This is a genomic window from Marinomonas arctica, assembly GCF_003259225.1.
Lineage (GTDB): Bacteria > Pseudomonadota > Gammaproteobacteria > Pseudomonadales > Marinomonadaceae > Marinomonas > Marinomonas arctica.
Genome location: NZ_QHJF01000025.1, coordinates 70,688 through 89,678, shown reverse-complemented (window position 1 = coordinate 89,678; position 18,991 = coordinate 70,688). Strand labels below are relative to the sequence as shown.

At 44.5% G+C, this 18,991-nt stretch carries 20 protein-coding genes; 4 read left to right on the top strand and 16 right to left on the bottom strand.

Annotation, left to right across the window (positions count from 1 at the left end):
- Nucleotides 1–30 precede the first annotated feature (30 nt).
- The 3 genes from DK187_RS15030 to recJ form a co-directional block, all read right to left on the bottom strand.
- Entirely contained in the window at nt 31–621 is a 591-nt protein-coding gene (locus DK187_RS15030; RefSeq protein WP_111608155.1) for a UPF0149 family protein, read from the bottom strand.
- 79 nt (nt 622–700) lie between these two features.
- Nucleotides 701–1,543, bottom strand: coding sequence for a bifunctional methylenetetrahydrofolate dehydrogenase/methenyltetrahydrofolate cyclohydrolase FolD (gene folD / locus DK187_RS15025; RefSeq protein WP_111608154.1), 843 nt, complete (start codon nt 1,541–1,543; stop codon nt 701–703).
- 122 nt (nt 1,544–1,665) lie between these two features.
- A complete protein-coding gene (gene recJ / locus DK187_RS15020) occupies nt 1,666–3,393 on the bottom strand; it encodes a single-stranded-DNA-specific exonuclease RecJ (RefSeq protein WP_111608153.1) in 1,728 nt (575 codons plus the stop codon).
- Nucleotides 3,394–3,755: 362 nt separating this feature from the next.
- On the opposite strand from recJ, the gene DK187_RS15015 reads away from it, so the two are divergent.
- Nucleotides 3,756–4,988: a sugar MFS transporter gene (locus tag DK187_RS15015; protein ID WP_111608152.1), complete on the top strand. Its 1,233-nt coding sequence runs from the start codon at nt 3,756–3,758 to the stop codon at nt 4,986–4,988.
- Nucleotides 4,989–5,063: 75 nt separating this feature from the next.
- On the opposite strand, the gene DK187_RS15010 is transcribed toward DK187_RS15015, so the two are convergent.
- The 10 genes from DK187_RS15010 to ffh form a co-directional block, all read right to left on the bottom strand.
- Nucleotides 5,064–6,170, bottom strand: coding sequence for a GGDEF domain-containing protein (locus DK187_RS15010; RefSeq protein WP_111608151.1), 1,107 nt, complete (start codon nt 6,168–6,170; stop codon nt 5,064–5,066).
- A gap of 120 nt (nt 6,171–6,290) precedes the next feature.
- Nucleotides 6,291–7,010, bottom strand: a complete 720-nt coding sequence (locus DK187_RS15005; protein ID WP_111608150.1) for a 16S rRNA (uracil(1498)-N(3))-methyltransferase — start codon at nt 7,008–7,010, stop codon at nt 6,291–6,293.
- Nucleotides 7,011–7,116: 106 nt separating this feature from the next.
- Nucleotides 7,117–8,502, bottom strand: a complete 1,386-nt coding sequence (gene thrC / locus DK187_RS15000) for a threonine synthase (RefSeq protein WP_111608149.1) — start codon at nt 8,500–8,502, stop codon at nt 7,117–7,119.
- 12 nt (nt 8,503–8,514) lie between these two features.
- The gene (locus DK187_RS14995; protein WP_111608148.1) at nt 8,515–9,816 is read right to left on the bottom strand and encodes a homoserine dehydrogenase; all 1,302 of its coding nucleotides are present in this window, start codon (nt 9,814–9,816) and stop codon (nt 8,515–8,517) included.
- Between the two features lie 173 nt (nt 9,817–9,989).
- Complete coding sequence (locus DK187_RS14990; RefSeq protein ID WP_223232239.1) at nt 9,990–10,709, bottom strand: thioredoxin fold domain-containing protein; 720 nt, start codon at nt 10,707–10,709, stop codon at nt 9,990–9,992.
- A gap of 104 nt (nt 10,710–10,813) precedes the next feature.
- A complete protein-coding gene (gene rplS, locus DK187_RS14985) occupies nt 10,814–11,176 on the bottom strand; it encodes a 50S ribosomal protein L19 (protein WP_111608147.1) in 363 nt (120 codons plus the stop codon).
- Nucleotides 11,177–11,245: 69 nt separating this feature from the next.
- Nucleotides 11,246–11,998, bottom strand: a complete 753-nt coding sequence (gene trmD, locus DK187_RS14980) for a tRNA (guanosine(37)-N1)-methyltransferase TrmD (protein WP_111608146.1) — start codon at nt 11,996–11,998, stop codon at nt 11,246–11,248.
- Between the two features lie 22 nt (nt 11,999–12,020).
- Nucleotides 12,021–12,566, bottom strand: a complete 546-nt coding sequence (gene rimM / locus DK187_RS14975) for a ribosome maturation factor RimM (RefSeq protein WP_111608145.1) — start codon at nt 12,564–12,566, stop codon at nt 12,021–12,023.
- Nucleotides 12,567–12,581: 15 nt separating this feature from the next.
- Nucleotides 12,582–12,830 carry a 30S ribosomal protein S16 gene (rpsP, locus tag DK187_RS14970; protein ID WP_111608144.1) on the bottom strand — a complete coding sequence of 83 codons (249 nt, stop codon included), beginning with the start codon at nt 12,828–12,830 and terminating at the stop codon, nt 12,582–12,584.
- Between the two features lie 182 nt (nt 12,831–13,012).
- Nucleotides 13,013–14,389, bottom strand: a complete 1,377-nt coding sequence (gene ffh / locus DK187_RS14965; RefSeq protein ID WP_111608143.1) for a signal recognition particle protein — start codon at nt 14,387–14,389, stop codon at nt 13,013–13,015.
- Nucleotides 14,390–14,519: 130 nt separating this feature from the next.
- Here ffh and DK187_RS14960 point away from each other — a divergent pair, with 130 nt between their 5' ends.
- From DK187_RS14960 to DK187_RS14950, 3 genes are all read left to right on the top strand, one after another.
- Nucleotides 14,520–15,287 (top strand): cytochrome C assembly family protein, encoded by a 768-nt coding sequence (locus DK187_RS14960; protein WP_111608142.1) that lies wholly within the window; start codon nt 14,520–14,522, stop codon nt 15,285–15,287.
- 82 nt (nt 15,288–15,369) lie between these two features.
- A complete protein-coding gene (locus DK187_RS14955; RefSeq protein WP_111608141.1) occupies nt 15,370–16,626 on the top strand; it encodes an HlyC/CorC family transporter in 1,257 nt (418 codons plus the stop codon).
- Between the two features lie 10 nt (nt 16,627–16,636).
- A complete protein-coding gene (locus DK187_RS14950; protein WP_111608140.1) occupies nt 16,637–17,182 on the top strand; it encodes an NUDIX hydrolase in 546 nt (181 codons plus the stop codon).
- Here the strand turns inward: DK187_RS14950 and DK187_RS14945 are convergent.
- The 3 genes from DK187_RS14945 to greB are packed head-to-tail and all read right to left on the bottom strand — an operon-like array spanning nt 17,163 to nt 18,889.
- Entirely contained in the window at nt 17,163–17,471 is a 309-nt protein-coding gene (locus tag DK187_RS14945) for a YqfO family protein (protein ID WP_111608139.1), read from the bottom strand. The two genes, DK187_RS14950 and DK187_RS14945, sit on opposite strands and share 20 nt — an antisense overlap.
- Before the next feature lie 48 nt (nt 17,472–17,519).
- Nucleotides 17,520–18,383, bottom strand: coding sequence for a DUF72 domain-containing protein (locus DK187_RS14940; RefSeq protein ID WP_111608138.1), 864 nt, complete (start codon nt 18,381–18,383; stop codon nt 17,520–17,522).
- Nucleotides 18,380–18,889: a transcription elongation factor GreB gene (greB, locus tag DK187_RS14935; protein WP_111608137.1), complete on the bottom strand. Its 510-nt coding sequence runs from the start codon at nt 18,887–18,889 to the stop codon at nt 18,380–18,382. Before greB ends, DK187_RS14940 begins: the two co-directional genes overlap by 4 nt.
- Between the last annotated feature and the right edge of the window lie 102 nt (nt 18,890–18,991).

Here is an 18,991-nt window from a genome sequence, read left to right as displayed (position 1 = left end):
TAATAGCGATGAAATATTGCTATCATCAATCTAGTGCAAGGAATTTTGTTTTGTGTGGTCAACATCAGGATTGATATCGTGGTGTTCTGTGTACAGCATCATCGCTGACAATCTCACGTATTCAACCAATTCCGTTAAATCCGCTTCATTGTCATTATTATCTTCCAAAGCGCGCATTTCTGCTTGCATGCCAGAAATATTGGCAAAATCACGCAAAACTTGCTTGGTTTCATCAGACAAATGATTTTTTTGACCTGATAAACCATAACCGGCTAAAAATCCGTGGGCCCATTGAGACAAGGTAACACCTCGTTCACATAATTCCGCATCGTCATCAGAAATACTGGGCACAAGCGCAAACTCACCATTTTGAAGCAAAGTAAGCGTTGCTGTATAGAGTTCAATAATGACCGCGCGACTGGCTTCTTCTTTCCAGCCTTCGATGTCACAAAATTCCACCACCATGGTTAGCCAATCTTCCAACGGCAACGTCACACCAGACGCTAAATAGCCACATAGCTGACCGTGTAACTCTGACGGTGACGCCGTGATGGATTCGGTAACAAATACATCCGCGATCAAATCGAAGTCCAATGCGTCTTTTAACATTTCTGTGGACATAACATGTCACCCTATTACTGTTCTATTCTTAAAAAAGAAGCCGCACCGAATGGCGCGGCTTTTCTATGACAATTGAATCTTAGCCTAATTGTTTAAGACCAGATTCCAAGGTTTGCAAAATCAAGGTATTGATGGTCATCGGACCAACGCCACCGGGAACGGGGGTATAAGCCGCAACACGATCCATCAAAGGAGCAAGTTCAATATCGCCAACACCGCCTGGGTGATAACCGGCATCAACGACCACAGCGCCGTCTTTAATCCATTCCGCTTTGATGAACTCAGGCTTACCTACCGCTCCCACAATGACGTCAGCTTGTTTCACAAACTCAGACAAATTCTGCGTGCGAGAATGGCAAATCGTCACGGTCGCATTGGCGTTCAACATCATCATCGCCATAGGTTTGCCAAGAATCGGACTACGACCTACGACCACAACATGTTTACCTTCAAGGTTCACATCGTACGCTTTAAGCAAACGCATAATACCGGCTGGCGTGGCAGCACCGTAAGCAGGCTCTTGCATTGCCATGCGACCAAAACCAAGACAAGTGACACCATCAACGTCTTTATGAGCCGCAATCGCATCGAAGCATAGGCGCTCATCAATTTGCTCCGGCACGGGGTGTTGCAACAAAATGCCGTGTACATCTGGGTTGTTATTCAGCTCATTAATCTTATCTAGCAGCTGCTGCGTGGTCGTCGTGTCGGATAATTCAATGGCCATAGAGTCCATCCCAACTCGACGACAGGCATTGCCTTTCATCTTCACATAAGTGGCAGATGCTGGATCTGCGCCCACTAAAATTGTCGCTAAAATTGGTGTGCAACCGGTGCGCTCTTTAAGCTCGGTAACTTGAGCCTGTAGGCGATTTTCAGTTTCTTTGGCGCAAAGTTTGCCGTCAAGAACCAGTGCAGTCATGAATGAGCTCCAGTAAATAAAACAGTGATGTATGAGGGAGGCGCATTATACCTCAACTTTTGCCCTGATACGCAGTGCCAAAGCCAATTTGTTCGGCAAAAGCGCGAATCCCTTCTTTTCAGCTAGGCAGGTTCTAAATAGTCTATCAGCAACTGTAAATTGCGCTGTCCACGAAACTCATTCACATCCAACTTATAAACCAAACGTGCTTGTGTCGCTTTGTCGTTAGGCCATTGGTCTAGATCGACAAAAAAACTAATCGCATCTAACAAGAGCCCGCTACCCGGTTCACGCACCATGAGTTTCAGATGTTTTTCCCCTACAATGCGCTGCTGTAAGATATCAAACACACCATCAAAGCAAGGTTCCGGAAACATCTGTCCCCAAGGACCAGATAAGCGCACCTGTTCAGCAAAGCTCAGACTGAAATCTTCCGGCGCCAACGGACCATCGGTCAACAATGTCGCCTCTAATTGCTCTGGTGTCACCCATTCCGTAATAATGGCATCAAATGCCAAGCGAAACGCCTCGTAATGGGATTCTTTGATAGACATGCCGGCCGCCATGGCGTGACCACCAAACTTACTAAGCAACTGTGGATAGCGTTTGGCCAATAAATCCAACGCATCGCGAATATGCACGCCAGGAATAGAGCGCGCTGACCCCTTTAACTCATCCTCTCCAACACGAGCAAACGCAATCACAGGACGATGACATTTATCCTTCATCCTTGATGCCAAGATACCAATCACGCCCTGATGCCAATCTGCATCGTAAAAACACATGCCGTTTGGCATGTCTTGTTCCTCATCCAACAAGGATGACAACACCAACTCTGCCTGCTCTTTCATGTCTGATTCAATGGCTTTACGCTCGCGGTTAAACTGATCCAACTGCTGTGCATAATCACGCGCCTGATGCGGATGCACCGCCAACAAACACTCAATGCCAATCGACATGTCATCCAGACGACCTGCTGCATTCAGTCTCGGACCAACAACAAAACCTAAATCCGATGCTTTTAACTGAGTATAATCACGACGCCCTACTTCTAATAAAGCAAGAATGCCGGGGCGTGCCAAACCCGCTTGAATACGCTTGATGCCTTGCTGAACAAGAATGCGATTATTAGCGTCCAAAGGCACCACGTCAGCCACGGTTCCAAGCGCCACGAGATCCAAATAATCGGCCATTTTGGGTTCGGGTATATGCTGCTCGACAAACCAATTTCGACGTTTTAACTCTGCCCTCAGTGCCGACATCACATAGAAAATAACCCCAACGCCCGCTAAGTTCTTACTTGGAAAACCGCAATTAGGATGATTGGGATTGACAATCGCATCCGCATTTGGCAAAGCGTCACCTGGCAAATGATGATCCGTCACCACCACTTTCATGCCGTAATTTTTTGCCGCCAACACACCTTCAATACTGGCAATACCATTATCAACTGTCACCAAAACATCGGGGGATCGCGCTTGTGCCACCTCAACAATTTCAGGCGTGAGACCGTAGCCAAATTCAAAGCGGTTCGGCACCAAGTATTCAGGCGCCATGGCCCCCATCGCTTCTAAAGCCAATATGCCTAAACTGGTGCTGGTCGCCCCATCAGCATCGAAGTCACCAACAATCAAAATTTTCTGACCCGCCATAATAGCATCGGCCAAAATTTTCGCGGCAGCGGTTAAATCAAACAAAGAGTCCGGTCTTAACAAGTGTGGTAAACGATAGTCCAACTGAGCGACAGACATCACATCACGAGACAAAAAGACTCGCTGTAATGTCGCAGACATAGTCGAAGGAAAGTCATTTGGCGTGGTGGCTGGTACCACTCGGCGTTCAATACGCATATTTATCTCAAAATCGGGATTAGCAGATTCCCTAAGAATAACACGAAAATAGCCGCTCACGCGCGACTTGCCGTCTCTAGAGCAAAGACGCTTACATCGCACGACCGCGTCATTAAAAAAATAAAACGCTTAAAAATCAACCCCATAAAACCATTAGGCTTTGTTACATTCGCCACTAAAAAGAGAGACTTTCTTACAAAACTCACGCAAAAAAGGAATGTTTTAGACTATCCGCCTCCTGAGCGGGAGACTGACCATAAAGTTAAGATATTCGGTGCTATGATGCCGCACTTTTTTGATTTGGATAACTCTTCTAAAGATAAAAATTGAGCTGTACTCGTTTTCACTTATCGGAAAAAAACATGAACAACTACGCATCCAAGGCCAATAAGCCACAGTCAAACCAAAGGTTTGCACTCATTGCTCTAACGTCACTCTTTTTTATGTGGGGATTCATCACCTCTCTAAATGATATCTTGATCCCTCACTTAAAAGCGGTATTCGACCTTAGCTACACACAAGCTATGATGATACAAATGTGCTTCTTCGGTGCGTATTTTATCGTCTCACTCCCAGCAGGAAACCTGGTGAAAAAAGTCGGTTTCCAGCGCGGAATAGGCATAGGCTTAATGATTGCCGCGGCTGGCTGCCTACTTTTTATTGCAGCCGCAAAAGCACAACAATACGGTATATTTTTAACCGCACTGTTTGTATTAGCAGCAGGTATTACCATTCTTCAGGTGGCTGCCAACCCGCTGGTTACGGTGATGGGGCCAACGGAAACAGCATCCAGTCGCCTAACGCTTTCTCAAGCCTTTAATGCACTAGGTACAACCGTAGCCCCAATCATTGGTGGCGCCCTACTGTTTACTGTTGCCGGACAATATGAGACCAAAGCCCAAGAAGCCGAAAGCGTTATTATTCCTTATATCGCTTTGGCCATTTTGCTTGTGCTGTTAGCGGCTATTTTCACCAGAATTAGCCTTCCAACACCGTCTAACATAGAAGAAGACACAACAGAGGCCCCAAGCGCTAGTATTCTCAAACACCGCCACCTTACTTTGGGTGCTATTGCCATATTCATGTACGTTGGTGCCGAAGTGGCCATCGGCAGTTTATTGGTTAATTTCTTTGGACTTGAGAATATTGCGGGACTTGCGGAAATGGATGCTGCCCATTACGTTGCCTATTACTGGGGTGGCGCCATGGTGGGACGCTTTATTGGCGCAGCACTCATGCAACGCATCTCTGCCGGGGCTCTGCTATCCTTTAATGCTGTCGCGGCAATAGCGTTAATCGCGAGCGCCATTCTAAACGACGGCTATATTGCTATGTGGTCTATTCTATTGGTTGGCCTATTTAACTCAATCATGTTCCCAACGATCTTTAGCCTTGCATTAAAAGATCTCGGCCCACAAACCAGTCGCGGCTCCGGTTTACTTTGCCTAGCCATTGTTGGTGGCGCTATATTACCGGTTCTACAAGGGTACATGGCAGACTCTATCGGCCTTCAAATATCCTTTATCATACCAATACTTTGTTATGTGTATGTGGCCTACTATGGCGCTATGGGCTCTAAGCCAAAAGTAAAATAAGCCCCACAATCATAACCCTTTTTTAGTGGCAATCTAAAAAGGGGTTATACCCTTAAATCACGTCATAACATATCCCTAGTTCCTTCTAGTTTGATTGCGCCCTGCTCTTTTTGCATGGTACAGACGCCCATCTGCAAGCGTCATCGCTTCACGAAGAGAAGTTAATTCATTCATAGTGGCGACGCCAAAACTAAGAGTCATATGAAACCTATGATCTAGATAAACGAATTCATGTTTTTCTACTTTATGTCGTATTAATTCCGCCAAGGCGTAGGCATCAGATTCATTGCAATCACACACAGCGATCAAAAATTCTTCTCCTCCCCAACGGGATGCTAGGCCCTTTTCAGGAAGTGACGTCTGGATAAGATTCGCTAACTCAACCAGTGCATAATCCCCTACTTCATGACCATATTCATCGTTAATACGTTTAAAGAAATCCACATCGGCTAGTAGAAGATGAAAGCTAGCATAAGAACTCGCCTCCAAACGCTGCAGCATACCTCTACGATTCAACAATTCAGTGACTGGGTCTCTATAGGCTACCAACTTTAACTTAGCAGAGGTTTCTTTTAATTCTTGATTAAAACGAGACATGGAGTATTCATATATTCCAGACAAAAAAACCACCACGATAAACGAAAACAAAATTCTGGACTTTAAATTAGGGTCATAACCAAATTCTTCAAAATGGCTATTGGTGAAAAACATAGTAACAATCAGAGCAAGAGTAAAAAAAGCCAGTTCAATCAAGCCTCTTTTCATCCCATGCAAGAACAAAGAAACCGCAGGAACACAATAAATCCAAACATGCCCCGTTCCCTTTACACCACCAGTATACACAAGATAAATCATCAAAACATACAAAGGATAAATGACGAAATTACCAGATAAGGCGTGATTATGTGTTCGACGTAAGTAAATATGATTCACTGCATACAACAGGGCAATCAGCAATAAAAAACAGCCTAATACAAGCTTTCCCTCGAACAAGGAGACGAGACCCAAAGGAAGGGTAAAAAGCACGCCCACCGAGGCGAACAGGTTAATAATAAACACCCGACGAATATCTTCCGAAAAAACATCGTCTGTCATCCCTACATAAAAAGAAGTCAGCCAAGACGATTTGGCTTTATTTTTAAGCGTATTTTCCGCTTTCAATTCATCTAAATTATTCGTCATGCATACTCTCCGACCCAGCGGCACTAAGTCGTATATGGCTAATATGCCTCAATCCTACACCAAAGTGTTAAATAGCTCCCCTAATAATATCTACTCTTTACAAATAACAACATTCCATTATCAAGCAGGATACAAGCGTGATAATAAAACTGGCACAACCGTCTCTACTTTCAAAATACGCTCCCCCAAATGAACGGATTCCATACCTGCTTCCAACCACTTACTCACTTCAAATTCATTCCATCCGCCTTCGGGCCCCAACGCCAAAACACAAGGCTCTTGAATATCAACAGGACAAGACTTCGCTAGGTAAGGGTGGGCCAACAAACCCACTTTGTCTCTTAATAAATCAGGCAACTGATCTTCAACAAAAGGTCGAAAACGGGGAATCAAAGACCAATTAGGCATTACCGTATCTTTTGCTTGTTCTAAGCCTTCTAATAAACATTGCTGGATCGACTCGGTTGCTAACACAGGGCTTTGCCAGTAACTCTTTTCCACTTTTGCCGAGTGAATTAAATATAAATGTTTTACGCCCATTGCGGTAATATTTTGCAATGTACGCTTCAACATATTCGGCCTGGGTAATGCCATCACCAACACCATAGGAAGAGGCTCTGGCGGGAGCATAGAAAGAGATAACGAATGAATGTAGCCAGCCTGATCTTCGCTTGGTGGCTCATAAACCCCCTCTCCCATCTTTCCATTCAAAATACCCACTCGCAAAATATCACCTTGCTTCGCTTTGATCACATTTGAAATATGAGTTTGTTGACGCGGAGTCAGACCATAGAAACCGTCGGCAAGAGTATTGTTAGAATCAAGTAAAATAATATTCATAGGAAAGGCACAAAAAGAGAAAATGAAAGCAAAACAAAAAGAAACGGCCAATCTTTGATTGGCCGTTTTTCATCTAAATAGATTATAGACAGTTTACTGTCTATAACTAGATTTTTTCCGCAACAAAGGCCTGAACATCGCTCAAGCTATTATCTAGCACGGCATAAGATTCCTCTCGCTCGAAAAGATCTTTCATATGCTCAGGCAACATTGGTGTTTCGCAACCAGCTTTTTCAACCGCTTCTGGGAATTTCACTGGATGAGCCGTCGCTAAAGTAATCATAGGGACAGACTGATCTTTCCAGCAATGACGAGCCGCTTCAAGACCAATCGCGGTATGCGGATCAAGAAGGTATTGTGTCTTAGCAAACACATCGGCAATCACTTCGCAGGTTTTCTGATCATCGACTTTGTAACTGTCAAAATTCGCTTTTACAAAAGACCAAGCTTGATCGTTTAACGACACATCGCCTTTATTAAAACGCGCCATCAAATCATCAATTGCCGCGCCATCACGACCATGAGCATCAAACAACAAACGCTCAAAGTTACTAGACACCATGATATCCATACTTGGAGACAAGGTGACATTTAAAGACTGGCGACTCATGTCATTTTCAGCAATCACACGATGCAAAATGTCGTTTTGGTTGGTTGCAACCACTAACTGATCAATGGGCAAGCCCATTTTCTTCGCCAAATAACCCGCAAAAATGTCGCCAAAATTACCCGTAGGCACAGAAAAAGACACTTTACGATGCGGCGCGCCCACAGCCAAGGCAGAAGAGAAGTAGTAAACGATCTGAGCCATGATACGAGCCCAGTTAATTGAGTTAACCGCCCCTAATTTAGCACCTTTCAAGAAAGACTGATAGGCAAAGCTGGATTTCACCATACTTTGACAATCATCAAAGTTACCTTTTACTGCGATATTAAATACATTATCGTCAATCACCGTGGTCATCTGACGACGTTGTACTTCTGAAACACGCTGGTAAGGGTGCAAGATAAAAATATTCAGATGCTCTGAATGACGGCAGCCTTCAATCGCAGCCGAACCAGTGTCACCAGATGTGGCGCCTAGTATAACCAGCTTTTCTTTGCGCTCAGACAGAACATAATCCATCAGACGACCCAGTAACTGCAGGGCAAAATCTTTAAACGCTAAAGTTGGGCCACGGAATAATTCCAGAATCCATTCGTTATTACCCACTTGAACCATGGGTGCAATGGCGCTGTGATTAAAACCTGCGTAAGCATCATTGATCATGGTTTTAAAAGCATCCGCCGGAATATCACCTTCCACAAAAGGCCACATCACCTTAAAGGCAAGCTCTTGGTAGCTTAGCTTCGCCCAAGAAGCGATCTCTTCTTTACTGTAATGAGGCAAAGTTTCTGGCACATACAAGCCACCGTCATTTGCCAAACCAGCTAATAAAACATCACCAAAAGAAAGCGCTGGCGCTTTACCACGAGTAGAAATGTATTTCATATTTGCTCTCTCTTACGCCAAGTTTTCAACACGGATTCTTTGCACGGTTCCCGCAACATCCGGCAAGGCTTCAATCGCTGCTATTGCAGCATTCATGTTGCGTTCTTTGACATCATGCGTCATCACCACTAAGGGGACTAACTCACTGCCTTCACGTTCACGTTGAATCAGAGACTCGATACTAATGTCGTTCGTCGACAAAATCTGAGTAATATTGGCCAACACACCAGCGCGGTCTTTAATCGTCATATTCAGGAAGAAACCGCATTCAATTTCCTCTACTGGCAAAATTTGCATGTTAGACAAAGAGTCTGCTTGAAAGGCTAAGTGAGGCACTCGATTAGTTGGATCCGCCGTCAAGGCACGAGCAACATCGATCACATCAGCAACCACTGACGAGCCGGTCGGCAATGCGCCAGCACCAGCACCATAGGTCAAGGTTGGGCCCACCACATCACCTTGAACCATAATGGCATTCATCACACCATTCACATTAGCAAGTAGCTGCTTGCGAGAAATCAGCGTAGGGTGAACGCGAAGTTCAATACCCGCCTTGGTACGACGCGCAATGCCAAGATGCTTAATGGCATAGCCAAGCTGATGAGCGAATTCTATGTCTTCAGAGGTAATACGACTGATACCTTCGGTATAGGTTTTTTCAAACTGCAATGGAATGCCAAACGCAATGGAAGCCAGAATAGTCAGCTTATGTGCCGCGTCTATTCCTTCAATATCAAAGGTAGGGTCTGCTTCTGCGTAACCAAGCGCTTGTGCTTCAGCTAACACTTCACCAAAGTTTCGATTTTTTTCACTCATCTCCGTTAAGATGAAATTCCCTGTGCCATTGATGATGCCCGCCAACCATTCGATGCGATTAGCGGATAAGCCCTCACGCAATGTCTTAATAATCGGGATACCGCCTGCAACAGCCGCTTCAAATGCGACAATAACGCCTTTCTCTTGGGCCTTGGCAAAAATCTCATTACCGTGCTCTGCGATTAACGCCTTGTTTGCCGTCACAACATGCTTACCATTTGCAATGGCGGTAAGCACCAGCTCTTTCGCAACAGAGGTTCCGCCAATCAGCTCAAGAACAATATCAATCTCTGGGTTGTTGACCACATCGAAAATATCACGGGTGACTTTTATACCAGTGGTATCACATACGTCATTATCGCGGCGTGCACCAACCTGTTCGATAACAATGCTGCGGCCAACGCGTCGTGTAATTTCTTCTGCATTATTACGCAAAATATTAAAACTACCGGATCCCACTGTCCCCAGCCCACAAATTCCGACTTTTACCGGTTTCAAAACAATACCCCACAGAGATAATTTAATTTTTATAGAACACTTAGTTGACGCAAAGAAAGGTGTTCGTGCCTGCTTAAGTAACAAACTGATTTATTATAACGCCTGTCATTTTCAAACCCAACGTAGAAACAGCTGAAGAACACTCATGTTTAGTGAAATATTTCGCGATAAGACTATAAACCAAGCTCTTTTACCAACTCGGCGGCAGGCAAATATCCTGGCAAAAAGGCGCCGTTATCTAACACTATACTTGGCGTACCTCGTACCCCCACTTCATTACCCAGTTTATACTGATCCGCGACAGGGTTAACACACTTGTTTTCAGGAATTTCAGCCCCCAGTTTAACCTTAGTGAGCCACTCTTCAGGATCTGCTGAACACCAAATACTCACCATCTTACGATACGCCTCAGAACCGACCCCCGCTCTTGGGTAGGCCAAATAACGAACCGTTACTCCTGCGTCATTTAACTTTGGCACTTCTTTGTGCAACATTCGGCAGTAACCACAATCAACGTCGGTGAAAACGGTGATATGCGCTTTCTCATTCTTAGCCTTATAGACGATCATTTGAGATTCAGGAAGCGCTTCAATCTTGGCTAACTTTGCTTTTTCTGTCATGTTCTCAAGCTTGGTACCATCTATGCGATAAAGATCTCCCGCAACAAAATACTTTCCGTCTTGAGTCACATGCAATGTAGGACCATTTTTTAAAACAACCACATACAAACCTGCACCTTGGTGCAATTCCGCACTTTCAATCTCATATTGAGGTAAAGCTGCCTGTACCGTGGATAAAACCGCTGATTGATCTGCCAACACTGTATTTGATAATGAAAACCAAAATACACTCATTGCAGTAACGAGAAAAGACGTACGAGAAGACTTCGTCATGGAAAACCTCAAAGACATGATAAATAGTCTCTATTAGGCCATACCTAGGTGGGTTAGTTCCATAAAAAAAGGCGACTCGCGTCGCCTTTTTTAAATAAGAAAAATTAACGCTTAGCCAATTTTTCTTTGATACGTGCAGATTTACCAGAACGCTCGCGTAGGTAGTAGATCTTAGCTTGACGCACGTCACCGCGGCGTTTAACTTCGATGCTTTCAACCAAAGGGCTGTACGTTTGGAAAGCACGCTCAACACCAACACCGCTAGAAATTTTACGAACGGTAAATGCTGAGTTAAGACCACGGTTACGCTTAGAGATTACAATGCCTTCATAGGCCTGTAGACGCTCGCGTGAACCTTCTTTAACTTTAACTTGAACAACAATAGTGTCACCAGGACCGAAGGCTGGGACTTCTTTTGTCATTTGTTCAGCTTCTAACTGCTGAATCAGTTTAGTTTTATTACTCATGGATGTGACTCCTAATGATATGGTTTCTTATCAGCATGAAGGTTCTTCTTTCTGATAAGCTCGCAATTCCTACTCTGCCGAGGTTGAATCTTCAGTTTCGCGAATAAACTCTTCTAACAGCAACTGCTGTTCCTTGTCCAACTCAAGGTTCTGCAGAAGGTCTGGCCGGCGCTGAAAAGTTCTTCCGAGCTTTTGCTTTAAACGCCAGCGTCTAATCTCCTCGTGGTTGCCACTAAGTAGCACCGATGGCACAGGTTCACCATTAAGCACTTCTGGGCGAGTATAATGCGGACAGTCCAACAAACCGTCAGAGAATGAATCTTCATCCGCAGACGCTTGTTTTCCCAGCACCCCTGGCACCATACGAAATACGGCATCCATGAGCACCATTGCCGGCAACTCACCACCACTTAGGACAAAGTCGCCAATTGACCATTCTTCATCAATCTCAGATTGAATCAAACGCTCATCAACGCCTTCATAACGACCTGCTACCAGAATAAATTCTGCTTGTTTAGCAAGTTGTTGCACGCCTTCTTGCGTTAGCGTACGCCCTTGAGGGGATAGATAAATAACTTTTGCATTGGGTACCGATAACTTGGCACTCGCAATCGCATCTTTGAGAGGCTGAACTTTCATCAGCATCCCTGGACCACCACCATAAGGACGATCATCAACAGTCTTATGTTTGTCATGCGTAAAGTCACGGGGATTAAAAAAATCCACCTCAACTAACCCAGACTTAATGGCTCTGCCTGTTACTCCGTATTGGGTAATGGCCTGAAACATCTCCGGAAAGAGCGATATAACGCTAACCTTCACGTTGTGACCTCAGCTTATCGGTTTAAAATTCTGGATCCCAATCAACCACCATTTCCTGCTGCTCTAAATCAATGTTTAGAACATAAGTACCTGGGGCATAAGGAATCAATCGCTCTTCACGATCAAAGCTACCTTCACACGCGCGGACAACGAGAACATCATTCGCACCAGTTTCCATAAGTTGAGAAACCTTCCCTAAGAGGATACCCTCTTTGGTAATAACCCTCAGTCCTTCCAGTTGGCTCCAGTAATAATCACCTTCTTCCAATTCTGGCAGTTCTGCTGCATCTATATAAATGTCCATACCGCAGATATCTTTTACTTGATCTCTGTCGTTATAACCCTTTACTGATGCCACCAAGCCCCGTCCTTGCAAACGACCTTGGCTTAATTCTACGGTCTTCCACCCACTAGGAGTTTTCAACCACCAATGCTTGTAATCAAAGATCCCTTGCATTGGATCGGTGTGCGAATATAACTTCACCCACCCTTTAACACCATAAACTGATGTAATGCGTCCAACCACAAGGGCTTGCTCTGGAGCGGCCGCTTGTTTTAATTCAGACATAGCACTACCTCAGTATTAAGCGTTTTTACCAGCTTCTTTAACAAGCTGAGCTGCACGATCAGAAAGTTGAGCGCCTTGGCTAACCCAATGATTTACGCGCTCTAGATCAACACGTAAACGTTCTTCTTGACCACGAGCAACAGGGTTAAAGAAACCCAAACGCTCGATATAACGACCATCACGAGCACGACGGCTATCAGCCACGTTCAAATGATAGAATGGGCGCTTTTTAGAGCCACCACGAGAAAGACGAATAGTTACCATATGATTGGTTCCTTATTGCTTAACGAAACACCCCTTGCCGAGTCGAATTTTTGACTCATACTACAAGAAGGCGGCATATTCTAGTCGATAAACTAGAAAAACAAAAGGGCGATTTACTCGCCCCAACACTTTAATTGAAAGTTTTTTAACAACCTCCAATAAAAACAACGAAATAACGTTGATTATTTCGGAAAACCACCGCCACCCGGGAAGCCGCCAGGCATCATTCCACCTAATCCGCGCATCATTTTTTGCATACCGCCCTTGGCGCTAAACTTTTTCATCATCTTTTGCATCTGCTTATGCTGCTTCAACAAACGATTCAGGTCTTGTATTTGCAATCCTGCTCCCGTAGAAATGCGCTTTTTACGAGAACCATTAATGACATCTGGGTTACGTCGTTCAGCGGGCGTCATAGAGTTAATAAGCGCCTCCATTTGAACGAACATCTTGTCATTGACCTTATCTTGGATGTTTCCTAACTGCCCCATACCCGGCAGTTTATCCAGCATGGAACTCATGCCACCCATGTTTTTCATCTGCTGAAGCTGCTCTTTGAAATCTTCCAGATCAAAGCCTTTGCCTTTTTTCAGCTTGCCGGCAAGCTTCTCAGCTTTGTCTTTATCAATCTTTTGCTCTGCTTCCTCTATTAAAGAAAGCATATCCCCCATACCAAGAATACGAGAGGCCAAACGATCAGGGTGGAAAGGTTCTAGAGCATCGGTTTTTTCACCTACACCCAAAAACTTAATCGGTTTACCTGTAATGTGACGAACCGATAAAGCCGCACCACCACGCGCGTCACCGTCGGTCTTAGTTAATATCACCCCAGTTAGCGGTAACACATCACCAAATGCCTTTGCTGTGTTCGCCGCATCTTGACCTGTCATCGCATCGACGACGAACAAGGTTTCTATGGGATTTACAGCCGCATGCAAGGCCTTAATTTCCGCCATCATCTCATCATCTATCGCGAGACGCCCCGCGGTATCGATGATCAAAACATCTTTATGGGCTTTTTTGGCATAATCGATCGCATTATTAACGATATCAATCGGTTTCTGCGATAAGTCACTTGGAATGAAATCAACACCCACTTCACCAGCCAGTGTTTCGAGCTGCTTAATAGCGGCTGGACGATAAATATCCGCACTCACTACCGAAACCGATTTTTTCTCACGCTCTTTTAAGTATTTTGCTAACTTTGCCGCGGACGTGGTTTTACCCGCCCCTTGCAAACCCGCTAGCAAAATAATAGCGGGGCGCGCCACACGAAGGTTAAGACCATCATTGGCTTGCCCCATGACGCTCTCAAGTTCCTGCTTAACGATTTTTAGGAAGACTTGCCCAGGGCTCAAGCTTTTTGAGACTTCCGTCCCTATCGCGCGCGCCTTAACAGCTGCAATAAAATCTTTAACAACTGGCAGCGCAACATCCGCTTCAAGTAGCGCCATGCGCACTTCGCGCAACACTTCTTGTATGTTGTCTTCGGTTAATTTTGCTCGACCTCGAATACGATCAAGCGAGGAAGTTAAGCGATTCGATAAATTGTCGAACATATTTGCCCTCAAATTTTGGCTCTGAATGGAAAAAACCTACGGTTTCAGTTTATCCAAGGTGAAATTGTCTCTATTATAACGGATAAATGATTATCACCCTATACCTTTACCCTGCGGAACCTTTAGTTTCATGACTCAATTATCGCTTTGGCTTGCTTGTATCGCTTGTTTAATTGCTGGCACAGCGTATTACCTACGTCCAAGAAACCGTGCCACTCAATATATTGGGGCGATTGCCATCGCAATGCACGCCCTCTCACTCACACAATTATTGCTGAGTAGAGATGGCTTTACCTTCTTGACCATTGGACTACTGATTGCATTAATCGGAAATAGCTTACTTTGGTTTAGTAATCGTGACAAAGATTTGTCTTTGCTGCTTGGCGCGGCCTTCCCCCTCGGTTCGATCATTATTGCACTAAATGCCATCGAACCCTGGAGCCTAACCCCCTTACACAGTAACTCCTGGGGGACAAGCGCTCACATTCTGATCGCATCTGTGGCTTACAGCTTATTTACGACCGCTTGCGGTGTCGGCATTTTACTTGCCATGCAAGAATATCAATTGAAGCATCACAAATTAAAGCAACTACTCAGAGTACCACCACTGCAAGTACTAGAACGCTTAATGTTTGAATTCATTTGGGCTGCTTTCATTTTATTGACTATCACAATAGCAACCGGTTTTTATTTTATTGAAGACATGTTTGCCCAACACCTTGTTCACAAAACATTTTTTACTATCGCTTCTTGGTTTGTGTTTGCAGGGCTATTATTAGGAAGATACATCGCTGGCTGGCGCGGTCAATTAGCTGTCAAGCTAACGTTGAGTGGCTTTTTTCTATTGATGCTCGGCTATTTTGGCAGCCAAATAGTGCTGCAAATTTTATTGTCATGATAAACAAAGACACAAAGTCATTTGACACTAAGATCCTAAATACGAATAATCCTATTATCTACATAACTGAGGCGATCCCTTTTTGAACGATATCCCCTTAAGTGTTCTTGGTGGAATACTTTTTTGTCTAATCATACTGTCCGCTTTTTTTTCGAGTTCCGAAACTGGGATGTTGTCGTTAAACAAATATCGACTAAAACATCTAGTGAAGAGCAAGAACCGTTCCGCGATGAAAGTAAGCACTTTACTAGAGCGCCCCGACAGACTCATTGGTGTTATATTAATTGGTAACAATTTTGTAAACATCCTATCTTCTGCCATTGCCACAATTATCGCCGTTCGTCTTTGGGGTGATGCTGGTGTTGCCATAGCAACCGGAGCACTCACCATGGTGATTCTGATTTTTGCTGAGGTCACACCCAAAACACTGGCCGCCATACACCCAGAAAAAATCGCTTTCCCAGCATCATGGGTATTAGCCATCATTCTAAAAGTATTATATCCATTGGTATTGCTAGTAAACTTCCTATCAAATGGTTTACTACGTCTAATTGGTGTCCATGCTTCTCAGTCTAATCATGACACTTTAGATTCTGAGGAATTAAGGACAGTCGTGAACGAGGCAAGCGGCCTAATACCGGCCGCGCACCAAGAAATGCTGTTGTCTATTTTAGATTTGGAAAAAGTCTCTGTTGAAGACATCATGATTCCTAAAAACGAAGTTATCGGCATTGACCTTGAAGACTCGATAGAAGAAATCATTGAACAAATTTGTCAAAGCAGACACACGCGCATGCCTGTCTACAATGGCGAAATCAATAAAATAATCGGTATCCTGCACGCACGACATGCAGCCATGTTTTTACGCGACCCAACGCCGTCTAAAGCCGCTTTGTTGAAAGCAACGGTTGAACCTTATTTTATCCCAGAAAGCACATCATTAAACACGGTGCTACTTAACTTCCAAAAAGACCACCAGCAAATGGGCATCGTGGTAGATGAGTATGGAGACGTGCAAGGTATCGCTGCCTTAGAAGACGTGTTGGAGGAAATCGTTGGTGAATTCACCCCACCAATGCAAGACGAGGAAGAAGAAATACAAACTCTCGATGATGGGTCTTTTAGAATAGAAGGTTCAACCCATATTCGAGAAATCAATAAAACGCTTAATTGGCACTTACCAACTGATGGGCCAAAAACATTAAATGGCCTTATCATTGAGACGCTGGAATTTATCCCTGAGCACCCTATTAGCCTATGGGTCGGACATTACATGATTGAAATCCAGGAAATTGAAGACAAAGTCGTCAAATACGCAAAACTCCAATTAAAGCGTTAAGGAAAAACTCATGAGATACTGCCCGCAATGTGGTCATTCCGTTAACATGACCATTCCATCTGGTGATAATCGCATCAGAGCGGTGTGCCCAAATTGCGAGCATATCGATTATGACAATCCTAGGCTAATAACAGGAACAATACCCATCTTTGACGGCAAAGTCCTATTGTGTCGACGCAATATAGAACCGCGCCTTGGCTTCTGGACCTTACCTGCCGGATTTATGGAAAACCAAGAAACCACCCGCGAAGGTGCTCTGCGTGAAACACTAGAAGAAAGCGGTTCTTCGGCAATCTGCAAACAAGCCTTCAGCATGATCAGCATCCCAAGGATTAACCAAATTCATCTATTTTATCTGGCTGAATTGGAAAAAGATGATTTTCATGCCACCGAAGAAAGTTCAGAAGTCGCACTTTTTGACTTAACAGACATTCCATGGGATGAATTGGCCTTTAGTAGCGTCAGCAAAACGCTCGAATTTTTCATCGAAGACCACAAAAAAGGCCAATACGGCTTCCATGAAGACACTATTCACTTTAATACAGTATCGGAATAAGGTGATAAGCCACCTCTTCATAGGGGTGCGCTGACAACAAAGCCGATATGACTTCCGACTTCACTCCGTCTGCCAACACCATTTCAACCCGATACTCATCAACATACTCAAGCTCTCCGACCTTACCCAGAAAAGGAGACGCGCCATCTATCGGACGAAATTGCCCTTGCCCTTTGACTTGCCAACAACAAGAATCATAATCCCCCATTGCTCCAGCACCCGCCAAGAATACCGCCTGCTTAACTTGCTCTAGGTGGGTTTCTGGAACATAAAAAACCAATGAATACATTTGCTCTCCTTCAATGACACTAACAAGCTGACAGCTCGCAGCCTTGGATCACCAAAGACTGACCTGCTCCTGACTTTGCGGAAGCGGCAACGGCGACTGATAGTCTGGCATTAGAACTTGTATCTTTTCATCCAACCGAGCCGCCAACGTAGGCGCGGCAATGTTATCAGACGAATGAACAAAAACACTGGGCACTAACCCAGCGGACAACCACTGCGACAGCTTAGCCGCCCACTGATCCAACCAAACATCATTACGAGGCAACTCTGGATGACCAATGAAACGTACAACGGGATGATTGGCAGTAGCTACAGGATGGCAAGGCACCCTCGGCTTTTTCTTTTGCGCCTCGACTAGGCTTTCACAATAAGCCTCTGTGGAGAAAACCGGTCTTGAATCCATCACCACTCGATTCACATTACGTACCGACAACTCAGCCAAAAAACTCGATTCTGTCTGTGCCTTATCAAAATAGACAAGGTTTCGCACTTCGACAGACAAAGGTGTGGAGAGTGTCCACATATCACACAAAGCCAAAATAGTGTCTAAAGCCCGCTCATCACATAGTGCAGGAAACTGCAGCATCGTCGGCCCAAGCTTAGCTTGAAATGGCTGCAAAGAAAGCATAAAAGCCAACCAATCACGTTGAACATCAAGCCACGGACGCTCTAATAATCGATGCGTCACTGTTTGTGGTGCTTTAAAGCTAAATTTAAACCCCTCGCCAACAGAGTTATACCAGCGTAATAACTGAGCATCATCAACCTTAGTGTAAAAGGTGCTGCCTACTTCAACCGTTGAAAACACTTGAGAATATCGACTAATTCTCTCTCCTGCAGCTAAAGAAGCAGGATAAAGCCAATTCACCCAAGCAGGATGTTGCCATTGCGCCATGCCGTAATAAATAGTCATGTTGTTACTTGTCGATACTCAACCGAGTCAATAAGATAGGTTTTCTCTCCACCGGCAAGGCGAATAACCACTTCATCCCCTTCTTGCTTTTTGAGTAAAGCCCGGGCCACCGGAGAATCAATACTGATATAGTTTGGATTATGATCCAGCTCATCTGGCCCAACAATTCGGTACTCTTTCATGTTTCCCGCTTCATCTTCCAGTGTCACCCAAGCACCAAAAAACACTCGCTCTTGATCGCTAGGAAAGCGATCAACAACCGTACAAACGTCTAAACGCTTTTCTAAATAACGTACGCGACGGTCAATTTCACGAAGCTGTTTTTTACCATAAATATATTCGGCATTTTCTGAACGATCACCTTGTGCAGCAGCCTCCCGTACGGTTTCAGTCACAGCAGGACGCTTCTCTTTCCACAAATATTTTAGTTCTGCCAACAGAGCCTGAGCGCCTTCTTGAGTAATGTAAGCAGATTTTGGTGGTGAAGGGGGACGATATCGACTCATTAATAGCCACCTTTTCAAAGATTAAAAATAACAGTAAAAACAAAAATGCCGCCAGCGGTTACTTGGCGGCATTACGAGCGTTATAGCGCTAAGAAATTACAC

Excerpts from the sequence above, each read along its gene's own strand:
- folD (WP_111608154.1), bottom strand. The coding sequence starts at position 1,543 with ATGACTGCACTGGTTCTTGACGGCAAACTTTGCGCCAAAGAAACTGAA.
- DK187_RS15030 (WP_111608155.1), bottom strand. The coding sequence starts at position 621 with ATGTCCACAGAAATGTTAAAAGACGCATTGGACTTCGATTTGATCGCG.
- rpsP (WP_111608144.1), bottom strand. The coding sequence starts at position 12,830 with ATGGTAACTATTCGTCTTTCTCGTGGTGGCTCTAAAAAGCGCCCATTC.
- DK187_RS14990 (WP_223232239.1), bottom strand. The coding sequence starts at position 10,709 with ATGACGAAGTCTTCTCGTACGTCTTTTCTCGTTACTGCAATGAGTGTA.
- rimM (WP_111608145.1), bottom strand. The coding sequence starts at position 12,566 with ATGTCTGAATTAAAACAAGCGGCCGCTCCAGAGCAAGCCCTTGTGGTT.
- DK187_RS15005 (WP_111608150.1), bottom strand. The coding sequence starts at position 7,010 with ATGAATATTATTTTACTTGATTCTAACAATACTCTTGCCGACGGTTTC.
- DK187_RS14960 (WP_111608142.1), top strand. The coding sequence starts at position 14,520 with ATGACTCAATTATCGCTTTGGCTTGCTTGTATCGCTTGTTTAATTGCT.
- DK187_RS14945 (WP_111608139.1), bottom strand. The coding sequence starts at position 17,471 with ATGTATTCATTGGTTTTTTATGTTCCAGAAACCCACCTAGAGCAAGTT.
- DK187_RS14950 (WP_111608140.1), top strand. The coding sequence starts at position 16,637 with ATGAGATACTGCCCGCAATGTGGTCATTCCGTTAACATGACCATTCCA.
- DK187_RS15015 (WP_111608152.1), top strand. The coding sequence starts at position 3,756 with ATGAACAACTACGCATCCAAGGCCAATAAGCCACAGTCAAACCAAAGG.
- rplS (WP_111608147.1), bottom strand. The coding sequence starts at position 11,176 with ATGAGTAATAAAACTAAACTGATTCAGCAGTTAGAAGCTGAACAAATG.
- DK187_RS14940 (WP_111608138.1), bottom strand. The coding sequence starts at position 18,383 with ATGACTATTTATTACGGCATGGCGCAATGGCAACATCCTGCTTGGGTG.
- greB (WP_111608137.1), bottom strand. The coding sequence starts at position 18,889 with ATGAGTCGATATCGTCCCCCTTCACCACCAAAATCTGCTTACATTACT.
- DK187_RS15010 (WP_111608151.1), bottom strand. The coding sequence starts at position 6,170 with ATGACGAATAATTTAGATGAATTGAAAGCGGAAAATACGCTTAAAAAT.
- recJ (WP_111608153.1), bottom strand. The coding sequence starts at position 3,393 with ATGCGTATTGAACGCCGAGTGGTACCAGCCACCACGCCAAATGACTTT.
- thrC (WP_111608149.1), bottom strand. The coding sequence starts at position 8,502 with ATGAAATACATTTCTACTCGTGGTAAAGCGCCAGCGCTTTCTTTTGGT.
- ffh (WP_111608143.1), bottom strand. The coding sequence starts at position 14,389 with ATGTTCGACAATTTATCGAATCGCTTAACTTCCTCGCTTGATCGTATT.